The sequence below is a fragment of the Variovorax sp. 10L426 genome (genome assembly GCF_056395305.1).
The window spans coordinates 167,780-183,878 of the sequence record NZ_JBFTJF010000005.1 but is presented as its reverse complement, the minus strand read 5'-3'; the positions used below and the strand labels follow the sequence as shown (position 1 = coordinate 183,878).

Here is a 16,099-nt window from a genome sequence, read left to right as displayed (position 1 = left end):
CGCGTCACGGAAAGATCGGCGGCCGCTCGCTCAGGCGAACACCCGGCTGCGGCGCTCCCTGGTCCGCAACGTCGATCCAGCCGCCACCGAGCGCCTTGTAGAGCGCTGCCGATTGCAGCAGCACACTGCCCTGCTGTCGAGCAAGCTCCAGCCGCGCGCTGAACAGATTGCGATCGGCATCGAGCACTTCGAGATAGCTGGTGTAGCCGCCCTCGAATCGCTTGCGCGCAAGGCGCGCATAGTTGGCCAGCGCGGCCACCTGCTGCATTTGCGCGTCGAGCGCCTGCCGCGATGTCGTGATGCCGGTGAGCGCGTTGTCGGTCTCGCTGAAGGCGGCCTGCACCACCTTCGTGTATTGCGCGACCGACTGGCGCTGCACCGCCTCGGCGCTCTGCACCTGGCCCGCGATGGCGCCCGCCGTGAAGATCGGCATCGAGATGTCAGCGCCGTAGGTCCACAGGCGCGATGGCCCTTCCCACAGGTCGGACAGCGAGCGGCTCGCCTGTCCGAATGCGCCGGTCAGCGAAATCGTCGGAAAGTAGGCCGCCTTGGCCGCGCCGATGCGCGCATTGGCCGCCACCATCTGCTGTTCCGCCTCCAGGATGTCCGGCCGCCGCTCCAGCAGGTCGGAAGGCAAGCCGGCAGGGACGATCGGCAGCGACATGTCGTTGACCGCCTTCCCGCGCGCAACAGGTCCGGGATTCCGGCCGATGAGATTCGACAGCGCATTCTCCTGCTGCCCGATGGCCTGCTGGAGCAAGGGGATGGTCCGCAGCGCGGAGGCATATTCCGAGCGGGCCTGGCTCACTTCGACATCCGACACGACGCCGCCCTTGAAGCGTCGTTCGAACAGGTCCAACGCATCCTTGCGCAGCCCCAGCGTCTCGCGCGAGACCTCCAGTTCGCGATCCTGCTCCCGAAGGTTCACGTAGCCCGTCGTGATCGCGGCGACGATCGACACCACGGTCCCGCGCCGGAATGCCTCGCTGGACTGCAGGTCGGCCGTCGCGGCCTCGGTCAGCCGTCGCGTGCGGCCGAAGAGATCGATCTCCCAGCTTGCAAGCAGCGTCGCCTGAACGGCGTTGTACGGATTGATCGAAGGAGCGGGAGTAATCGTCCGCTCGCTGGCGCGCGTGCGGCTTCCGTTCACGTCGGCGCCGACCTGCGGGAACAGCGGCGACCGGGTCGTGCCGAGCGCGCCGTAGAACTGCTCCACGCGTGCAGCGGCCGCGATCAGGTCCTGGTTGTTGCGCAGGCCTTCGCTGATCAACGCGTCGAGGACCGGATCGTCGAACAGCCGCCACCACGCCTCGTCTGCCGCTGAGGCTGCGGCAGTCGGCTTCGGCGCGGTCGCCCTGTACTGGGTCGGAATGTCGAGGGCCGGCCGCTTGTAGTCCGGCCCGAGCATGCATCCGGCCAGCGGCAGTCCTGCAACCAACGCCACTGCAGCGCGAAGGTTGATATCAATGCGGCGCATCGACGGCTCCTTGCCCCTCGGCGGGCGGCACGTCGCCGTCCGGATGGGGCGCAGGCTTCTTCTTCGATGTGCGATCGCTGAGCGTTTCGAGGCCCCAGAAGAACATCGGGATGAAGAAGATTGCGATCAGCGTCGCGCCGAGCATGCCGCCGATCACCCCGGTGCCCAGCGACTGCCGGCTCGCGGCCGAGGCGCCGCTGGCGATCGCAAGCGGAATACAGCCCAGGATGAAGGCGAGCGAGGTCATGATGATCGGCCGCAGACGCAGCCGGGCGGCGCCCACCGCAGCGTCGTACGGCGACAAGCCTTCCTTGTGCCGCAATTCGACCGCGAACTCGAAGATCAGGATGGCGTTCTTCGCGGCCAGCGCGATCAGCACCGTCAGGCCGATCTGGAAATAGACGTCGTTCTGGATACCGCGCAACCAGATCGCCGCAATGGCACCGAACAGCGCGAAGGGCACCGCCAGGAGCACGCCGACAGGCAAAGACCACTTCTCGTATTGCGCGGCGAGGATGAGGAACACCATCACCAGCGCGAACGCGAAGACCAGGCCGGCGGTGGACCCTGCCTTGCGTTCTTCATAAGCCTCGCCCGACCATGCGTACGAGAAGCCCTCCGGCAACACCTCCTTGGCGATGGCCTCCATGGCGTCGAGCGCCTGGCCCGAGCTGTAGCCCTCCGCCGCGTCGCCGGTGATCTTGGCGGCCGTGAAGTTGTTGAAGCGCGTGACGATGTCCGCGCCGGTCACGTAGCGCGAGGTTGCCACCGCCTTCAGCGGGACCATCTGCCCGTCGCGATTGCGAACGAACATGTTCTGCAGGTCTTCCGGCTTGGTGCGGTAGTCCGGCTCGGCCTGCAGGATCACCTGGAACAGCCGGCTGTTCTTCGGGAACTGGCTGACATAGAGCGATCCGAAGAGCGTCTGCAGCGTGGAGTACACGTCCTGCACGGGCACGCCGAGACTCTCGGCCTTGTCGCGATCCACGTCGACGAGCAGCTGCCGCGATCGCGTGTTGATGGTCGAATTGACCCCCCGCAACTCGGGGCGCTGGCGCGACTTGGCGATGAATTCGCGCGTCACTTCCTCGAGCCGCTGCAGGCTCGCGTCGCCTTCGCTCTGTATCCAGAACTCGAAGCCGCCCGTCGTGCCCAGGCCCGGGATCGAAGGCGGGTTCACCGGCACGAAGATGGCCTCCTGGAAGGTCGAGAACTCCGCGGTCGCGCGCCGTATCAGGGCGCCTGCGCGATCGTCCGGGGCCTGCCGCTCCGCGAAGCCCTTCAGCGATACGAAGAGAACGCCCGCGTTGGACTTGAGCTGCGAATCGATCAGGCTGAAGCCCGGCACCGTCGCCACCGACTTCACCGCCGCCTGTTTGCTGAACCATGTCTGCGCGCGGTCCGTCGCGGCCGACGTGCGGTCCAGGCTGGCCGCATCCGGCATGATCACCGCGGTGAAGATGTAGCCCTGATCCTCCACTGGAAGGAAGGTCGTCGGCACGTGCTTGAACAGGCCCAGCATGATGGCCACCATGCCGGCGATCAGCACCACCGACATGCCCACTCGCCGAATGGCCAGTCGCGTACTGGATGTGTAGCCGTCGGTCAGGCGCTCGAAGCGCCGGTTGAACCAGCCGAAGAAACCCTTCTTCTCGTGCTCGCCCTGCTTCGGCGGCTTCAGCAGGATCGCGGCCAGCGCAGGCGACAGCGTCAGCGCCACCAGCCCCGACAGCACGACCGACACCGCAATCGTGATCGCGAACTGCTTGTAGAGCTGGCCGGTGATGCCCGAGAGGAACGCCACCGGAACGAACACCGCGCACAGCACCAGCACGATGGCGACCACCGGCCCGCTGACCTCGTCCATCGCGCGCTTGGCCGCCTCCTTGGGCGACAGGCCGAATTCGGCCATGTTGCGCTCGACGTTCTCGACGACGACGATCGCGTCGTCCACCACGATCCCGATCGCCAGCACCATGCCGAACAACGTGAGCATGTTGATCGAGAAGCCCATTGCCGTCATGCCGATGAACGCGCCGAGGATCGAGACCGGCACCGCCAGGATGGGCACCAGCGTGGCGCGAAAGCTTTGCAGGAAGACAAAGACGACGATCACCACCAGCACGACGGCCTCGATGAAGGTGTGCACCACCTCGTTGATCGACTCGCGCACGAAGTCGGTCGTGTCCAGCGCAATGTCGTAGTCCAGCCCGGTGGGGAAGGTCTTCTTCATCTCCTGCAGCAGTGTGCGCACGTTGGTCGCGACCTGCAGCGCGTTCGCGCCCGGCTGCTGGTAGATCGCGATCAGCGTCGCCGTCTTGCCGTTGTACTTGGAGCGGATCGAATAATCCTTGGAGCCGAGTTCCGAGCGGCCGATGTCCTTGACCCGCACGATCGCGCCCGTCCCCGGCTGCGCACGCAGGATGATGTTGTCGAATTGCGAGGGCTCCGTCATCCGGCCGGAGGTCGCGACCGGAATGGTCTGCTGCACCGGCGTCGACGTGGGCGACGCGCCGAGACGGCCGGCGGCGTACTGCTGGTTCTGCGCGGCGACGGCCTGCTGCACGTCGGTCGCCGTCATGCTCAGGCTGGCCATCCGGTCGGGCTTGAGCCACAGGCGCATCGCGTAGTCCGGCGAGCCGAAGATGGAACTCTGGTTCGCGCCCGGAATGCGCTTGATCGCGTCCAACACATTGATGTTCGCGTAGTTCGCGATGTAGGTCGGGTCCTGGCTGTCGTCGGGCGAATAGATCGCCACGATCATCATGAAGGCCTGCGATTTCTTCTGCACGCTCACGCCCTGCTGGCTCACCGCCGAAGGCAAGGTCGGCAGCGCGAGGTTCACGCGGTTCTGCACGTCGACCTGGGCCAGCGAAGGATCGGTGCCGATCTCGAAGAAGACCGAGAGCGTCACGTTCCCCGTCGAGCTCGACGTCGAGTTCATGTACATCATGCGGTCGGCGCCGTTGACCTGCTGCTCGATGGGCGCGGCCACGTTCTCCGACACCACCGCCGCGCTCGCGCCCGGATAGGTGGCGCTCACGGAAATCTGCGGCGGCGTGATGTCGGGAAACTGCGCAATCGGCAGATTCAGCATCGCAACCACCCCGGCAAGCACCAGGATGATCGAGATGACGGAGGCGAAGATGGGCCGGTCGATGAAGAAGTGCGCGAACTTCATCGGGCCTCCGCCAGCACGACATCCACACGCCGCGCCAGCGCGGGCGATTCGCCGCCCACGATGTTGGCAGGCTTCTGCAGCACGATGCGATCGGCCGGCACGCCGGCAGCCAGCAGCGTGTCGCGCACCGACTCCGCGCGCTGCTTGGCGAGTGCCATGTTGCGCTGCGCATCCCCGGTCGCGTCGACGTAGCCCTGGAGAACGACGCGCAATTCAGGTTTCGCCTTGAGGGCTGCGACCACGGCCACCAGGCGCGCCTGGCCGGTCGCGTCGAGCGTGGTGCGACCGCGATCGAAGTACACGGCGTCCTTGTTGTCGCTGCCCGGCGGAGGCGTCGTCGCGGGAGCGCCCCGCTTCGATTCCGGCAGCGCGCCGGCCGCGGCTGCGATCGCACCCGGCGGCACGGGCCCGGCAGGCCGCGTCAACGTCTTGACATCGGGCAAGGGTTCGGCCGGAACCTCCTTGGCCTGCACGGGCGTGCCCGGCGCAAGTCGCATGAAGCCATCGACCACCACATGCTCGCCATCCTTGAGGCCGCCGGTCACGAGCCATTGATCGCCCATCCAGTCACCGACGGTCACGGGACGCATGCTGGCCTTGCTTTCGCCGTCGACGACCCAGACGTACTCGCCGCGCGGACTCTGCTGCACTGCTCGCTGCGGGATGACGATGGAATTCGGCCGTGTGAAGCCGTAGACCTTGACCCGCACGAACTGCCCGGGCTTCAATTCACCCTTGGGGTTGGGCAATTCGGCACGCAGCAGGAAAGTGCCGGTTTCCTGGCTGAACGCGGCATCGGCAAAGGTGATGCGTCCCTGCGCCGGGAAGACCGATCCATCGGCCAGCACCAGCGCGACGGCATAGTCATCGTGAGGCGCCCTGATGAGCTTTCCCTTCGCGAGTTCGTCCTGTACGCGCAGCGATTCGTTCTCGGAGAGACTGAAATTCACGCGCATCGGATCGAGCTTGGCGACGTAGGTCAGGAGGCTGTTCGCGGCATTGACATAGGCGCCATCCTGGACCTTGGCAAAGGATGACTGGCCGCTGACCGGCGACGTGATCGTCGTGTAGCCGAGATTCAGCATCGAGTCGGTCACCTTGGCGGCGGCGGCTTCCACGGCGGCGGCAGCGGCTTGCTCCTGCCCCGTGGCATCGTCGAGGTCCTTGATGGCCAGGGCGTTGTCTTCGACCAGCGGCTTCACGCGCTTGAGGTTGGCGCGAGCGGTGTCCAGTCTCGCCTGTTGCTGCGCCAGCTCGGCTTTCGCGGCCTTCAGGTTGGCCTCGAAGGGCTTGGTGTCCATCCTGAACAGCACCTGCCCCGGTTCGACGAAAGAGCCTTCGGTGTAGACCCTCTTCTCGAGAAAACCGTTGACGCGCGCGCGGATCTCGACTTGTTGGGAGCTTTCGGTCTGTCCGACGAACTCGAAGACCACGGGCACCGTTTGCGCCTGGACGTTCTGTATCGAAACATCGATCGGGGGCGGGGCTGCTTTTTCGGGCGCCGTCTTCGAGCAGCCCGAAAGCAATGCCAGGGCAAGCACCGCTACGGGAAGTCCGCGGACGCCGGTCTTGGCAATGCCCAGCTGGCGCAAGGCCATTTCATGAGAAGCAAATCTCATCGATCGCTTTCCTCCTGCCCGGGGGAATCCGTACGATCAACATCCGGAAGGACCCGGCACGGAACTGTTGTGAATCGCTAATGTCGCTTCAAAGTGCCAGGCGGGCAATTGCCCAATGGTGCAAAGGGGCAAAGGGGCGAAGGGGCGAAGGGGCAACCCGTCGCTCGCGGCGGCGTGACGTCTGCCCGTCATCCCTTGCGGCGAAGATGCATCCCGTATCACATCTCGCGCATGTCGACCAGCACTCTGTTCGCTTGAGTTCGACCATCCGCCCGGGATAGGATGGATCGATTCATCCCTTGCAAGCTGGCGCGGGCATTGCTTGGCTCTACAACGTAGGCAACGCCTTCTGGAGGTCCACCTTGAAAACACTTCCCATCGACCTCGCGCTGCAAGGCGGCGGTTCTCATGGCGCGTTCACCTGGGGCGTGCTCGACCGCCTGCTCGAAGAGCCATGGTTTCGAATCGACGGCATCTCGGGTACGTCGGCCGGCGCCATGAACGCGGCGGTGACGGCCTGCGGCCACGCACGGGCTGGCGCCGAGGGCGCGCGCGAATCGCTCGAGAACTTCTGGCGAGGCGTCTCCGAAGCAGCCCGGTTCAGTCCTTTCCGCCGCGGTTGGATGGAGATGATGAGCGGCCAGTGGACGCTCGACAATTCGCCGGTCTTCATGGCAGTCGACATGGCCACCCGACTATGGTCGCCCTACGACCTCAATCCGCAGGGCACGAATCCCCTGCGCGGCATCCTGGCCGACCTGATCGACTTCGAGCGGCTGGCATCGTCACCGATCAAGCTGTTCGTGACTGCGACCAATGTGCGAACGGGCCGCGGCCGGGTGTTCCGCAACGCAGAGATCACCCCCGACGTGCTGCTGGCGTCTGCCTGCCTGCCCTCGATGTTCCATGCGGTCGAGATCGACGGCGATCCCTACTGGGACGGCGGCTACGCCGGCAACCCGACGATGACGCCGCTGATTCGCGAATGCAAGGCGAGCGACACCATCCTCGTGCAGATCAATCCGGTCGAGCGTCCCGGCGTTCCGCGCAGCGCGCAGGAGATCAACAACCGCCTCAACGAGATCTCGTTCAACTCGCCCCTGTTGAAGGAACTGCGCATGATCGCGATGCTGCATCAGGTGGCAGACCCCGGGCATGGCGAAGGCGCGGCCTGGGCGCGCATGCGCATCCACCGCATCGCGACGGACGCGATGCTCGACCTCGGCTATTCGTCCAAGATGATTGCCGAGTGGGCATTCCTCTGCAAGTTGCGCGACGAAGGCCGCGTCGCGGCGACTGCGTTCATCGACGCGCACGCAGGCGATGTCGGCAAACGTTCGACGCTCGATCTCGACGCCCTGCTCGAAGGAGTCTGAAGCCATGGGACTCGCAGGAATCTTCGTCGGCCTCGGGCTGCTGATCTGGCTCTCGTACCGCGGCTGGAGCGTTCTTGTCCTGGCGCCGATGGCGGCCCTCATCGCCGCGCTGTTCGCCGGCGAGCCATTGCTTGCGCATTGGACGCAGACCTTCATGACCTCGGCGGCCGGCTTCCTGGCACAGTTCTTCCCCCTCTTCCTGCTCGGCGCGATCTTCGGCAAGCTGATGGATGACAGCGGCTCGGTGCAGACCATCGCGCGCTTCATGACTGAAAAGCTGGGCCCGAAGCGCGCGATGCTCGCCGTCGTGCTGGCCGGTGCAATGGTGACCTACGGCGGCGTCAGCCTCTTCGTCGCCTTCTTCGTGCTGGCTCCGATGGCGCAGGCGCTGTTCCGCGCCGCCGACATTCCGGGGCGTCTCATGCCGGCGGCCATCGCGCTGGGGACGTCCACCTTCACGATGTCGGCCCTGCCGGGCACGCCGGCCATCCAAAACGCGATTCCAATGCCCTTCTTCGGCACGACGGCCTTTGCCGCACCGGGACTGGGTCTCATCGCCGCCGCGATCATGCTCGGATTCGGCATGTGGTGGCTGCGCCGCGCCGAGGGCTCCGCACGCCGAGCCGGCGAGAGTTTCGGCACGGTCACCGTCGACAAGCACGTCAGCGCAGCCGACGACCCTGTGGTACGCGAACGTGCAACCACGTCCGGCAGTTTCGATCCGGCAGAGATCGCGCACGGCGCGCATGGCACGGGACAGCCCGGCGTCGTCGTCGCGCTGCTGCCGCTCGTGGTCGTTGTGCTGGTCAATCTGCTGATGGCGCTGGTCGTGTTGCCGCGCATGGATACCGACTTCCTGTCCGAACCGCGGTTCGGCGGCATCACGCTGGCGAACGTAGGGGGCGTGTGGGCGGTGCTGGTCGCGCTCACGGTGGCCATCGTCGTGCTGATCGCGCTGAACTGGAAACGCCTGCCGTCGCTGCGTGGCACGGTCGACGCGGGCGCCAACGCTGCCGTGTTGCCGGTCGTGAGCGTGGCCAGCCTGGTGGGCTTCGGCGCGGTCGTCGCGGCGATGCCTGCTTTCGAAATGGTGCGCGACTGGGTGCTGGGAATCGGGGGTGGCCCGCTGGTGTCGCTGGCCGTGTCGACCAACATCCTCGCAGCGCTCACCGGCTCGGCGTCGGGCGGCCTGACCATCGCACTCGACGCGCTGGGCGGCACCTTCATGCAATTGGCCGCCACGACCGGCCTGGATCCCGCACTGATGCACCGGGTCGCGGTGATCGGCGCGGGCACGCTCGACAGCCTGCCTCACAACGGCGCAGTCGTCACTCTGCTCGCCGTGTGCGGCCAGGGACACCGCGAAAGCTACTTCGACATCGTGATGGTCGGCATCGTCGGCGCGCTGTTGGCGCTGGTCGCCGTCATCGTGCTCGGCTCGACCGTTGGCTCGTTCTGAACTGCCGGAAGCTGTCAGGCGCGCCGCAAGCGCGCGACCAATGCGTTGGACAGCACCGCGACGTGCCGCGCGTACTCAGCCTCTGCCTTCTCCTGCGCTGCGGTGAGGCGCGCCAGCGCCTCGATTTCCGGCAGGCCAGGCGGGGTCCCGCTTCCGCACAACCAGTCGCCGAGCGCCTCGATCAGTTCTCCGCGCGCGGCCTCCACGCCCAGGCGACTGCAAACGACCGCTTGGTACAGCGTCGTCATTTCGCGTCGTTGGACTTGCGGCACGTCGGTTTCCTGCGTTCAGCTCAAGTTTTCAGACTACTTATGTATTACGCGCGCCGCTGTAGGTCCATATCGCTTAGGCCGTAGCCGATCAGTCCGATAGGCAACGGGCTACGTACTTGCTCGCGTTGCACCCCGATCAGCGAGGCGGGATGATCGACTCCCCTCGAAAAGTAACAAGGAGACTCCTTAGATGACCGCAACGAATCGCCGAGCCATGCTGCAACTCTCCACCGCCGCGATGGCGGCAGGAGCGCTTTCCGGCTGTGCCTCGACGGCTGGCGCGCCAGGCGCGAAGAAGCCCATGTTTTCCATTGCCGGGTCCACCATCCCGGTCGTGGGCAGCGACCAGTCCTTTCCGGTGCGCCGCATCTATTGCATTGGACGGAATTACGCCGCGCATGCGATCGAGCGCGGGTCGGACCCGACCCGCGAACCACCCTTCTTCTTCCAGAAGCCGAACGATGCCGTGCAACTGGCCCCGAAGGACGTGACGATCGATCATCCCTATCCACCGGTCACCAAGAACTACCACTACGAGGTCGAACTCGTCGCCGCGCTCAGCAAGGGCGGCCGGAACATCCCCGCCAACAAGGCGCTGGATTGCGTCTTCGCCTACGCCGTCGGTCTGGACATGACCCGCCGTGACCTCCAGAATGCCATGGCGAACGAGAAGAAGCCCTGGGAAATCGGCAAGTCATTCGACCATTCGGCGGTGGTGAGCCATCTGCATCCGGTCAGCCAGGTCGGGCACTTCAGCAAGGGCGCCATCTGGCTCAAGGTGAACGGGCAAACGAAGCAGTCGAGCGACCTGTCTCGGATGATCTGGAGCGTGGCCGAACAGATCGCGAACCTGTCGATGTACAACGAACTATTCCCGGGTGACATCGTCTATTCGGGAACGCCCGAAAACGTCGGGCCGGTGGTGCCGGGCGACGTGATGACGGGGCACATCGACGGCCTTTACGACATCAACGTGAAGGTCGTCTGACGCGAAATCCGGACGTCTTTTGCTGAGAGGACTGCGCGATGAACAAGCTCACATCCCTCCTGGTCTGGTCAGCCGTCGCCATCCTGGGAGCGTTCTCCTTCGCCGCACTGGCGCTGGGCCGCGGGGAAAGCGTCAATGCGGTGTGGCTGGTCACGGCAGCCCTCTGTGTCTACTTCATCGCCTATCGCTTCTACAGCAAGTTCATCGCGGACAAGGTCCTGCGCCTCGACGATTCGCGGCCGACGCCGGCCATCCGCCACAACGACGGGATGGACTACGTGCCCACCAACAAGTGGGTGCTGTACGGCCACCATTTCGCGGCCATCGCGGGTGCGGGGCCGCTGGTCGGGCCGGTACTCGCCGTGCAGATGGGTTTCCTTCCCGGCACGATCTGGATCCTCGCGGGCGTGGTCGTGGCCGGGGCGGTGCAGGACTTCATCGTGCTCTTCGCCTCCGTGCGGCGCGACGGCAAGTCGCTGGGCGAGATGATCAAGATGGAGCTCGGTCCCGTTCCTGGCACTCTGGCGCTCATCGGTGTCCTGGCGATCATGATCATCATCCTCGCGGTGCTGGCGCTGATCGTCGTCAAGGCGCTCACGGGAAGCCCCTGGGGACTGTTCACCATCTTCGCGACGATCCCGATTGCACTGCTGATGGGTCTGTACATGCGCGTCATCCGGCCGGGGCGCGTGGGCGAGGCTTCCGCCTTCGGCGTGGTGCTGCTGCTGCTGTCGATCTTTCTGGGCCGCACCGTGGCCGGCGATCCGACATGGGGGCCGATGTTCACCCTCAACGGCACGCAGCTCGCCTGGGCGCTGATCATCTACGGCGCGATCGCCGCCAGCCTGCCCGTCTGGCTGATGCTGGCGCCGCGCGACTACCTGAGCACCTTCCTCAAGATCGGCACCATCGTCGCGCTCGCGCTCGGCATCTACTACGTCGCGCCGCTGCTGTCGATGCCGGCCACCACGCGCTTCATCGACGGCACCGGGCCGGTGTTCTCGGGCAAGCTGTTCCCCTTCCTTTTCATCACGATCGCGTGCGGTTCGGTCTCGGGCTTCCATGCGTTGATCTCGTCGGGCACGACGCCGAAGATGGTCGAGAAGGAATCGCACATGCGCTTCATCGGCTTCGGAGGCATGCTGGCCGAATCATTCGTCGCGGTGATGGCGCTCACCGCCGCAAGCGTGCTCGACCCGGGCATCTACTTCGCGATGAATGCACCCGCCGCGGTGATCGGGACGACCGCCGCCAACGCCGCGCAGGTCATCTCGAGCTGGGGCTTCACGATCACGCCGGAGCTCATCACGCAGACCGCGAAGGACATCGGCGAGACCAGCATCCTCTCGCGCGCCGGCGGCGCACCCACGCTCGCGGTCGGCATGGCGCAGATTCTTGGGCAGGCCTTCGGCGGGAAGTCGATGGAAGCCTTCTGGTACCACTTCGCGATCCTGTTCGAGGCACTGTTCATTCTCACGGCGGTCGATGCCGGCACGCGCGTCGGGCGCTTCATGATCCAGGACATGCTGGGCCACGTCTACAAGCCGCTCGGCAACACCGAATTCCTGCCCGCCAACCTCGTCGCCACGGCGCTGTGCGTCGCGATGTGGGGGTACTTCCTGTACCAGGGCGTGGTCGATCCGCTGGGCGGCATCAACACGCTGTGGCAGTTGTTCGGCGTGGGCAACCAGATGCTCGCCGGAATCGCGCTGCTGCTGTGCACCAGCGTGCTCGTGAAGATGAAGCGGCAGCGCTACGTGTGGGTGACCTTGGTGCCCACGGCATGGCTGCTCATCACCACGCTGACTGCAGGCGTGCAGAAGATCTTCCATCCCGACCCCGCCATCGGCTTCGTCGCGCTGGCGCGCAAGTTCGGCGATGCGGCCGCGCAGGGGACGGTGATCGCGCCAGCCAAGTCGATCGAGGAGATGCAGCGGGTCGCCTTCAACAACTACCTTGACGCGGTGGTGTGCGGCTTCTTCGTGCTGCTCGTGGTCGCGATGTGCGTCTTCGCGGCCAAGATCTGCATGCAGGCGCTGAAGCAGTCGAAGCCGACGGCGCAGGAGATCCCTCCGTTCTCCGGCGCGCAAGGAGCGATGTCGTGACGGCGCAGGCAACACCCGTTCCCGATACCGAGCGCTGGCTGGGACGCAGCATGCGCAGCGTCTGCTCGGTGTGCCGGCAAGTCTTCGGCATGCCGGACTATGAGCGCTATCTCGCGCACGCCGAAGCCACGCACCCCGGCGCGCCGGTGTTGACGCGCAATGAATACTGCGCGCGAGTCATCGAGCGCAGGTACGGGCAAGGGACCGGACGCTGCTGCTGATTCAGGCGGGCTTGACCGCGGCCTTCGCTTCGGCGAGCCGCGCTTCGAGTTCGGCGACCAGTGCCCTCGCGTCGTTGCGGCGCCAAGGGGTTCCTACACGGACAAATCGCACGAAACGCTACCTTCATTCGAAGGAGGCCGGAGGCCATACGCACTCCCCAAGCTCCCCTTCCAATGGTTGGAGGCGTTCGTCGTGCCGCAGCCGCGACCGGCCAATTCGCCAGCACCAACGGTAGATGTGTAAAAACGTAAATAGGTGTCTCATGTCGTCACAGTGCAGCAATTCCCCGGCCCACTCGACACATCCATGAACTTTGGCGGCGACCATGTACATCGGTGAACGCTTCAACGGCTATAGCCACCTCCTCGGGCTCCTCCTCGCGACGGCCGGTTCCGCCGCGCTGCTCGCCAAGACGGTGCCGACCGCTGATCCGGCCAAGACAGCCAGCGCCCTTGTCTTCGGCGTTTCAATGATCACGCTGTACGCGGCGTCGACGCTTTTCCACAGCACGCGTGGCCGGATGAAGCTGTTCTGGCAGCGGATGGACCATTGCGCGATCTACCTGCTCATCGCCGGCAGCTACACGCCCTTCGCGCTCGTCACGCTGCAAGGGGCATGGGGCTGGGCTTTGCTGGCCAGCATCTGGACCGTGGCGCTGCTGGGCATCGGGCGCGAACTCCGCCCGGGCGAAGCGCCGAAGCCGTCGCTGCTGCTCTACATGGGCATGGGTTGGCTCGGCGTCCTGGCCGCCGCACCGCTGATCGAGCGGCTCGACGCCGGAGGACTGGCCTGGCTGCTGGCCGGTGCGGGCCTCTACTCGGCGGGCACGATCTTCTATCGCAACCCGCGCGGCTGGCGCCATGCGCACGGCATGTGGCACCTCTTCGTGCTGGGCGGCACGCTGAGCCACTACATCAGCGTCACGCGCTTCGTTCTCTAGCAACGCCGCGCCACGCGCGAGCGCAAGCTCGCCGCCTTTCCTAGAATCGTCCGCGTTTCGGGCACGACTTCGCCGTGCGCGGCGGCGGTCCACAGCGCCGCCGCCTTATCCGGAATAAGCAATCAATCGCCCGCAAACCCGCATGGTTGCTGGCGAATAAGCTTATCCGCATAAGGCGAGAACCAAAAAATAGTTTGTTTCCATAAGGCTCGCTTCTACATTCCTCGATCGCATTGGCGGGGTGTGGACGCACCGCCTTTACAGCCACACAGATCACACGATGTACCAATACACAGACTTCGACCGCCAGTTCGTGCGTCAGCGCGCGGCGCAGTTCCGCGACCAGCTCGAACGTTGGCAGGCAGGCAAGCTCGCCGAAGACCAGTTCCGTCCGCTGCGCCTGCAGAACGGCTGGTATGTGCAGCGTTACGCACCGATGCTTCGCGTGGCCGTACCGTACGGCGAGCTTTCCAGCGCGCGATTGCGGGTGCTGGCGAAGATCGCGCGGGAATACGACGCTCCCGACGCCGAGCTCTACCGGCACGCGAACGAGGTGCAGGGCAAGCTCGGCAGTGTCCGGCTTCCGACGCACTACGCGCACTTCACGACGCGAACGAACGTGCAGTACAACTGGATCCCGCTCTCCAAGTCGGCCGACGTGATGGATCTGCTGGCCACGGTAGACATGCACGGCATCCAGACCAGCGGCAATTGCATCCGCAACATCACGAGCGACGAGCTCGCCGGCATCGCGAGCGACGAGATCGCCGATCCGCGCCCCTTCGCCGAGATCATGCGGCAGTGGAGCACGCTGCACCCCGAATTCGCCTTCCTTCCGCGCAAGTTCAAGATCGCCGTGACCGGCGCCATCGAGGACCGCGTCGCCAGCGGCTGGTATGACGTCGGCCTGCAACTGCACAAGAACGACGCGGGCGAACTCGGTTTTCGTGTCAAGGTCGGCGGCGGCATGGGCCGCACGCCGATCATCGGCACCGTGGTGCGCGAGTTTCTGCCGTGGAACCAGCTCATGAACTACCTGGAAGCAGTGATCCGGGTCTATAACCGCTACGGCCGGCGAGACAACCTCTGGAAGGCACGCATCAAGATCCTCGTGAAGGCCGAAGGCCAGCGCTACATCGACGACGTCGAGGCCGAGTACAGGCAGATCATCGAACACGACGGCGCGCCGCACACCATCACACAGGAAGAACTCGACCGCGTGACCGCGAGCTTCGTGCCGCCGACGCTCGCCACCCGCGTGTTCCGCAGCGCCGAGGCGACCCACGCCGAGCTGCGCGCCCAAGCCGCCGAGGACCCCCAGTTCGCGCGCTGGATGCAGCGCAACGTCGCACCGCACCGGAACCCGTCGCTGCGCGCCGTCACGCTGTCGTTCAAGCGGCTCGGCCAGGCGCCGGGCGACGCGTCGGCCAGCCAGCTCGAAGCCGCTGCCCAGCTCGCAGACCGTTTCAGCGCCGGCGAGGCCCGTGTCACGCACGAGCAGAACCTTCTGCTGCCTTGGGTGCACGCGGAAGACCTGCACGCGCTCTGGCTCGCCGTGCGCGAGGCCGGCTTTGCCAGCCCGAACATCCATCTGCTGACCGACATGATCTCGTGCCCCGGCGGCGATTTCTGCTCATTGGCCAACGCGCGCTCGATCCCGATCGCAGCGGCCATCACCGAGCGCTACCAGGACCTCGACGAACTCGACGACCTGGGGGAGATCGACCTGCACATCAGCGGCTGCATCAACTCCTGCGGACACCACCACAGCGGCCACATCGGCATCCTCGGCGTCGACAAGGACGGCAAGGAGTGGTACCAGATCACGCTTGGCGGCTCCGACGGCGCCGCCCGCAACGGTCCGGCGCAGCCCGGCAAGGTGGTCGGCCCTTCGTTCTCGGCAGCGGAAGTGCCGGGCGTGATCGAGGCCGTGCTCAATACCTACCGCGACACGCGCCAGCCCGGAGAGAGCTTCATCGAGACGCTGCGCCGCGTGGGTCCCGACCCGTTCAAGGTCGCAGCCAACGGCGCACGCTTCAAGTTCGAGGAGGCCGCATGAACAGGAAACTCAACCTGATTGCAGCGGAAGACCACGTGGACAACGGAGACCCCAGCGTTCTGCAGTTGCCGAACGATGCCGACCCGCTGGCCATCGAGGTCTGCCTCGACGACGTGGAGCGCATCGACCTGATCTTCCCGAAATTCACGGATGGCCGAGCGTTCAGCCAGGCCTACCTGTTGCGCCGACGCCTGGGCTTCAAGGGCGATATCCGCGCCACCGGGGATGTGCTGATCGACCAGCTGGTGCAGATGCAACGCAGCGGCTTTTCGAGTGCGGTTCTCAAGGAAGGCGTGGACGCTTCCGATGCCCAGCGCCAGTTCGACCGCTTCGGCGACTTCTACCAAGGCGACGTGCAGGCCAGCCCGCTGTTCCGCCATCGCGACGAAGCGGCCGCTTGA

At 65.5% G+C, this 16,099-nt stretch carries 12 protein-coding genes; 8 read left to right on the top strand and 4 right to left on the bottom strand.

Annotated features, from left to right (window positions below; genetic code table 11):
• Positions 1-4: 4 nt before the first annotated feature.
• The 3 genes from AC1DHL_RS09370 to AC1DHL_RS09360 are packed head-to-tail and all read right to left on the bottom strand — an operon-like array spanning position 5 to position 6,277.
• Positions 5-1,477 (bottom strand): efflux transporter outer membrane subunit, encoded by a 1,473-nt coding sequence (locus AC1DHL_RS09370; RefSeq protein ID WP_478161803.1) that lies wholly within the window; start codon positions 1,475-1,477, stop codon positions 5-7.
• On the bottom strand, positions 1,464-4,658 hold the full coding sequence (locus AC1DHL_RS09365; protein WP_478161802.1) for an efflux RND transporter permease subunit: 3,195 nt from the start codon (positions 4,656-4,658) through the stop codon (positions 1,464-1,466). The genes AC1DHL_RS09370 and AC1DHL_RS09365 overlap by 14 nt, the downstream gene beginning before the upstream one ends.
• Positions 4,655-6,277: an efflux RND transporter periplasmic adaptor subunit gene (locus AC1DHL_RS09360; protein ID WP_478161801.1), complete on the bottom strand. Its 1,623-nt coding sequence runs from the start codon at positions 6,275-6,277 to the stop codon at positions 4,655-4,657. The genes AC1DHL_RS09365 and AC1DHL_RS09360 overlap by 4 nt, the downstream gene beginning before the upstream one ends.
• Before the next feature lie 362 nt (positions 6,278-6,639).
• Here AC1DHL_RS09360 and AC1DHL_RS09355 point away from each other — a divergent pair, with 362 nt between their 5' ends.
• Positions 6,640-7,653: a patatin-like phospholipase family protein gene (locus tag AC1DHL_RS09355; RefSeq protein WP_478161800.1), complete on the top strand. Its 1,014-nt coding sequence runs from the start codon at positions 6,640-6,642 to the stop codon at positions 7,651-7,653.
• A gap of 4 nt (positions 7,654-7,657) precedes the next feature.
• Positions 7,658-9,112: a GntP family permease gene (locus AC1DHL_RS09350; RefSeq protein ID WP_478102523.1), complete on the top strand. Its 1,455-nt coding sequence runs from the start codon at positions 7,658-7,660 to the stop codon at positions 9,110-9,112.
• Between the two features lie 14 nt (positions 9,113-9,126).
• On the opposite strand, the gene AC1DHL_RS09345 is transcribed toward AC1DHL_RS09350, so the two are convergent.
• Complete coding sequence (locus AC1DHL_RS09345; RefSeq protein WP_478102521.1) at positions 9,127-9,384, bottom strand: hypothetical protein; 258 nt, start codon at positions 9,382-9,384, stop codon at positions 9,127-9,129.
• Between the two features lie 190 nt (positions 9,385-9,574).
• Between AC1DHL_RS09345 and AC1DHL_RS09340 the strand changes: the two genes are divergently transcribed.
• The 6 genes from AC1DHL_RS09340 (at position 9,575) to AC1DHL_RS09315 (ending at position 16,099) form a co-directional block, all read left to right on the top strand.
• Complete coding sequence (locus AC1DHL_RS09340) at positions 9,575-10,372, top strand: fumarylacetoacetate hydrolase family protein (protein ID WP_478102519.1); 798 nt, start codon at positions 9,575-9,577, stop codon at positions 10,370-10,372.
• A gap of 38 nt (positions 10,373-10,410) precedes the next feature.
• A complete protein-coding gene (locus tag AC1DHL_RS09335) occupies positions 10,411-12,477 on the top strand; it encodes a carbon starvation CstA family protein (RefSeq protein ID WP_478161799.1) in 2,067 nt (688 codons plus the stop codon).
• Positions 12,474-12,698 carry a YbdD/YjiX family protein gene (locus AC1DHL_RS09330; protein ID WP_478102516.1) on the top strand — a complete coding sequence of 75 codons (225 nt, stop codon included), beginning with the start codon at positions 12,474-12,476 and terminating at the stop codon, positions 12,696-12,698. The genes AC1DHL_RS09335 and AC1DHL_RS09330 overlap by 4 nt, the downstream gene beginning before the upstream one ends.
• Positions 12,699-13,024: 326 nt before the next feature.
• Positions 13,025-13,639, top strand: coding sequence for a PAQR family membrane homeostasis protein TrhA (trhA, locus tag AC1DHL_RS09325; protein ID WP_478102514.1), 615 nt, complete (start codon positions 13,025-13,027; stop codon positions 13,637-13,639).
• Positions 13,640-13,919: 280 nt separating this feature from the next.
• Entirely contained in the window at positions 13,920-15,698 is a 1,779-nt protein-coding gene (locus AC1DHL_RS09320) for a nitrite/sulfite reductase (RefSeq protein ID WP_478102512.1), read from the top strand.
• The gene (locus AC1DHL_RS09315; protein WP_478102510.1) at positions 15,695-16,099 is read left to right on the top strand and encodes a DUF934 domain-containing protein; all 405 of its coding nucleotides are present in this window, start codon (positions 15,695-15,697) and stop codon (positions 16,097-16,099) included. Before AC1DHL_RS09320 ends, AC1DHL_RS09315 begins: the two co-directional genes overlap by 4 nt.

What these genes read in the sequence shown, in the direction of transcription:
- AC1DHL_RS09370 (WP_478161803.1), bottom strand. Translation starts at nt 1,477, where the DNA reads ATGCGCCGCATTGATATCAACCTTCGCGCTGCAGTGGCGTTGGTTGCA.
- AC1DHL_RS09365 (WP_478161802.1), bottom strand. Translation starts at nt 4,658, where the DNA reads ATGAAGTTCGCGCACTTCTTCATCGACCGGCCCATCTTCGCCTCCGTC.
- AC1DHL_RS09360 (WP_478161801.1), bottom strand. Translation starts at nt 6,277, where the DNA reads ATGAGATTTGCTTCTCATGAAATGGCCTTGCGCCAGCTGGGCATTGCC.
- AC1DHL_RS09350 (WP_478102523.1), top strand. Translation starts at nt 7,658, where the DNA reads ATGGGACTCGCAGGAATCTTCGTCGGCCTCGGGCTGCTGATCTGGCTC.
- AC1DHL_RS09340 (WP_478102519.1), top strand. Translation starts at nt 9,575, where the DNA reads ATGACCGCAACGAATCGCCGAGCCATGCTGCAACTCTCCACCGCCGCG.
- AC1DHL_RS09335 (WP_478161799.1), top strand. Translation starts at nt 10,411, where the DNA reads ATGAACAAGCTCACATCCCTCCTGGTCTGGTCAGCCGTCGCCATCCTG.
- trhA (WP_478102514.1), top strand. Translation starts at nt 13,025, where the DNA reads ATGTACATCGGTGAACGCTTCAACGGCTATAGCCACCTCCTCGGGCTC.
- AC1DHL_RS09320 (WP_478102512.1), top strand. Translation starts at nt 13,920, where the DNA reads ATGTACCAATACACAGACTTCGACCGCCAGTTCGTGCGTCAGCGCGCG.
- AC1DHL_RS09315 (WP_478102510.1), top strand. Translation starts at nt 15,695, where the DNA reads ATGAACAGGAAACTCAACCTGATTGCAGCGGAAGACCACGTGGACAAC.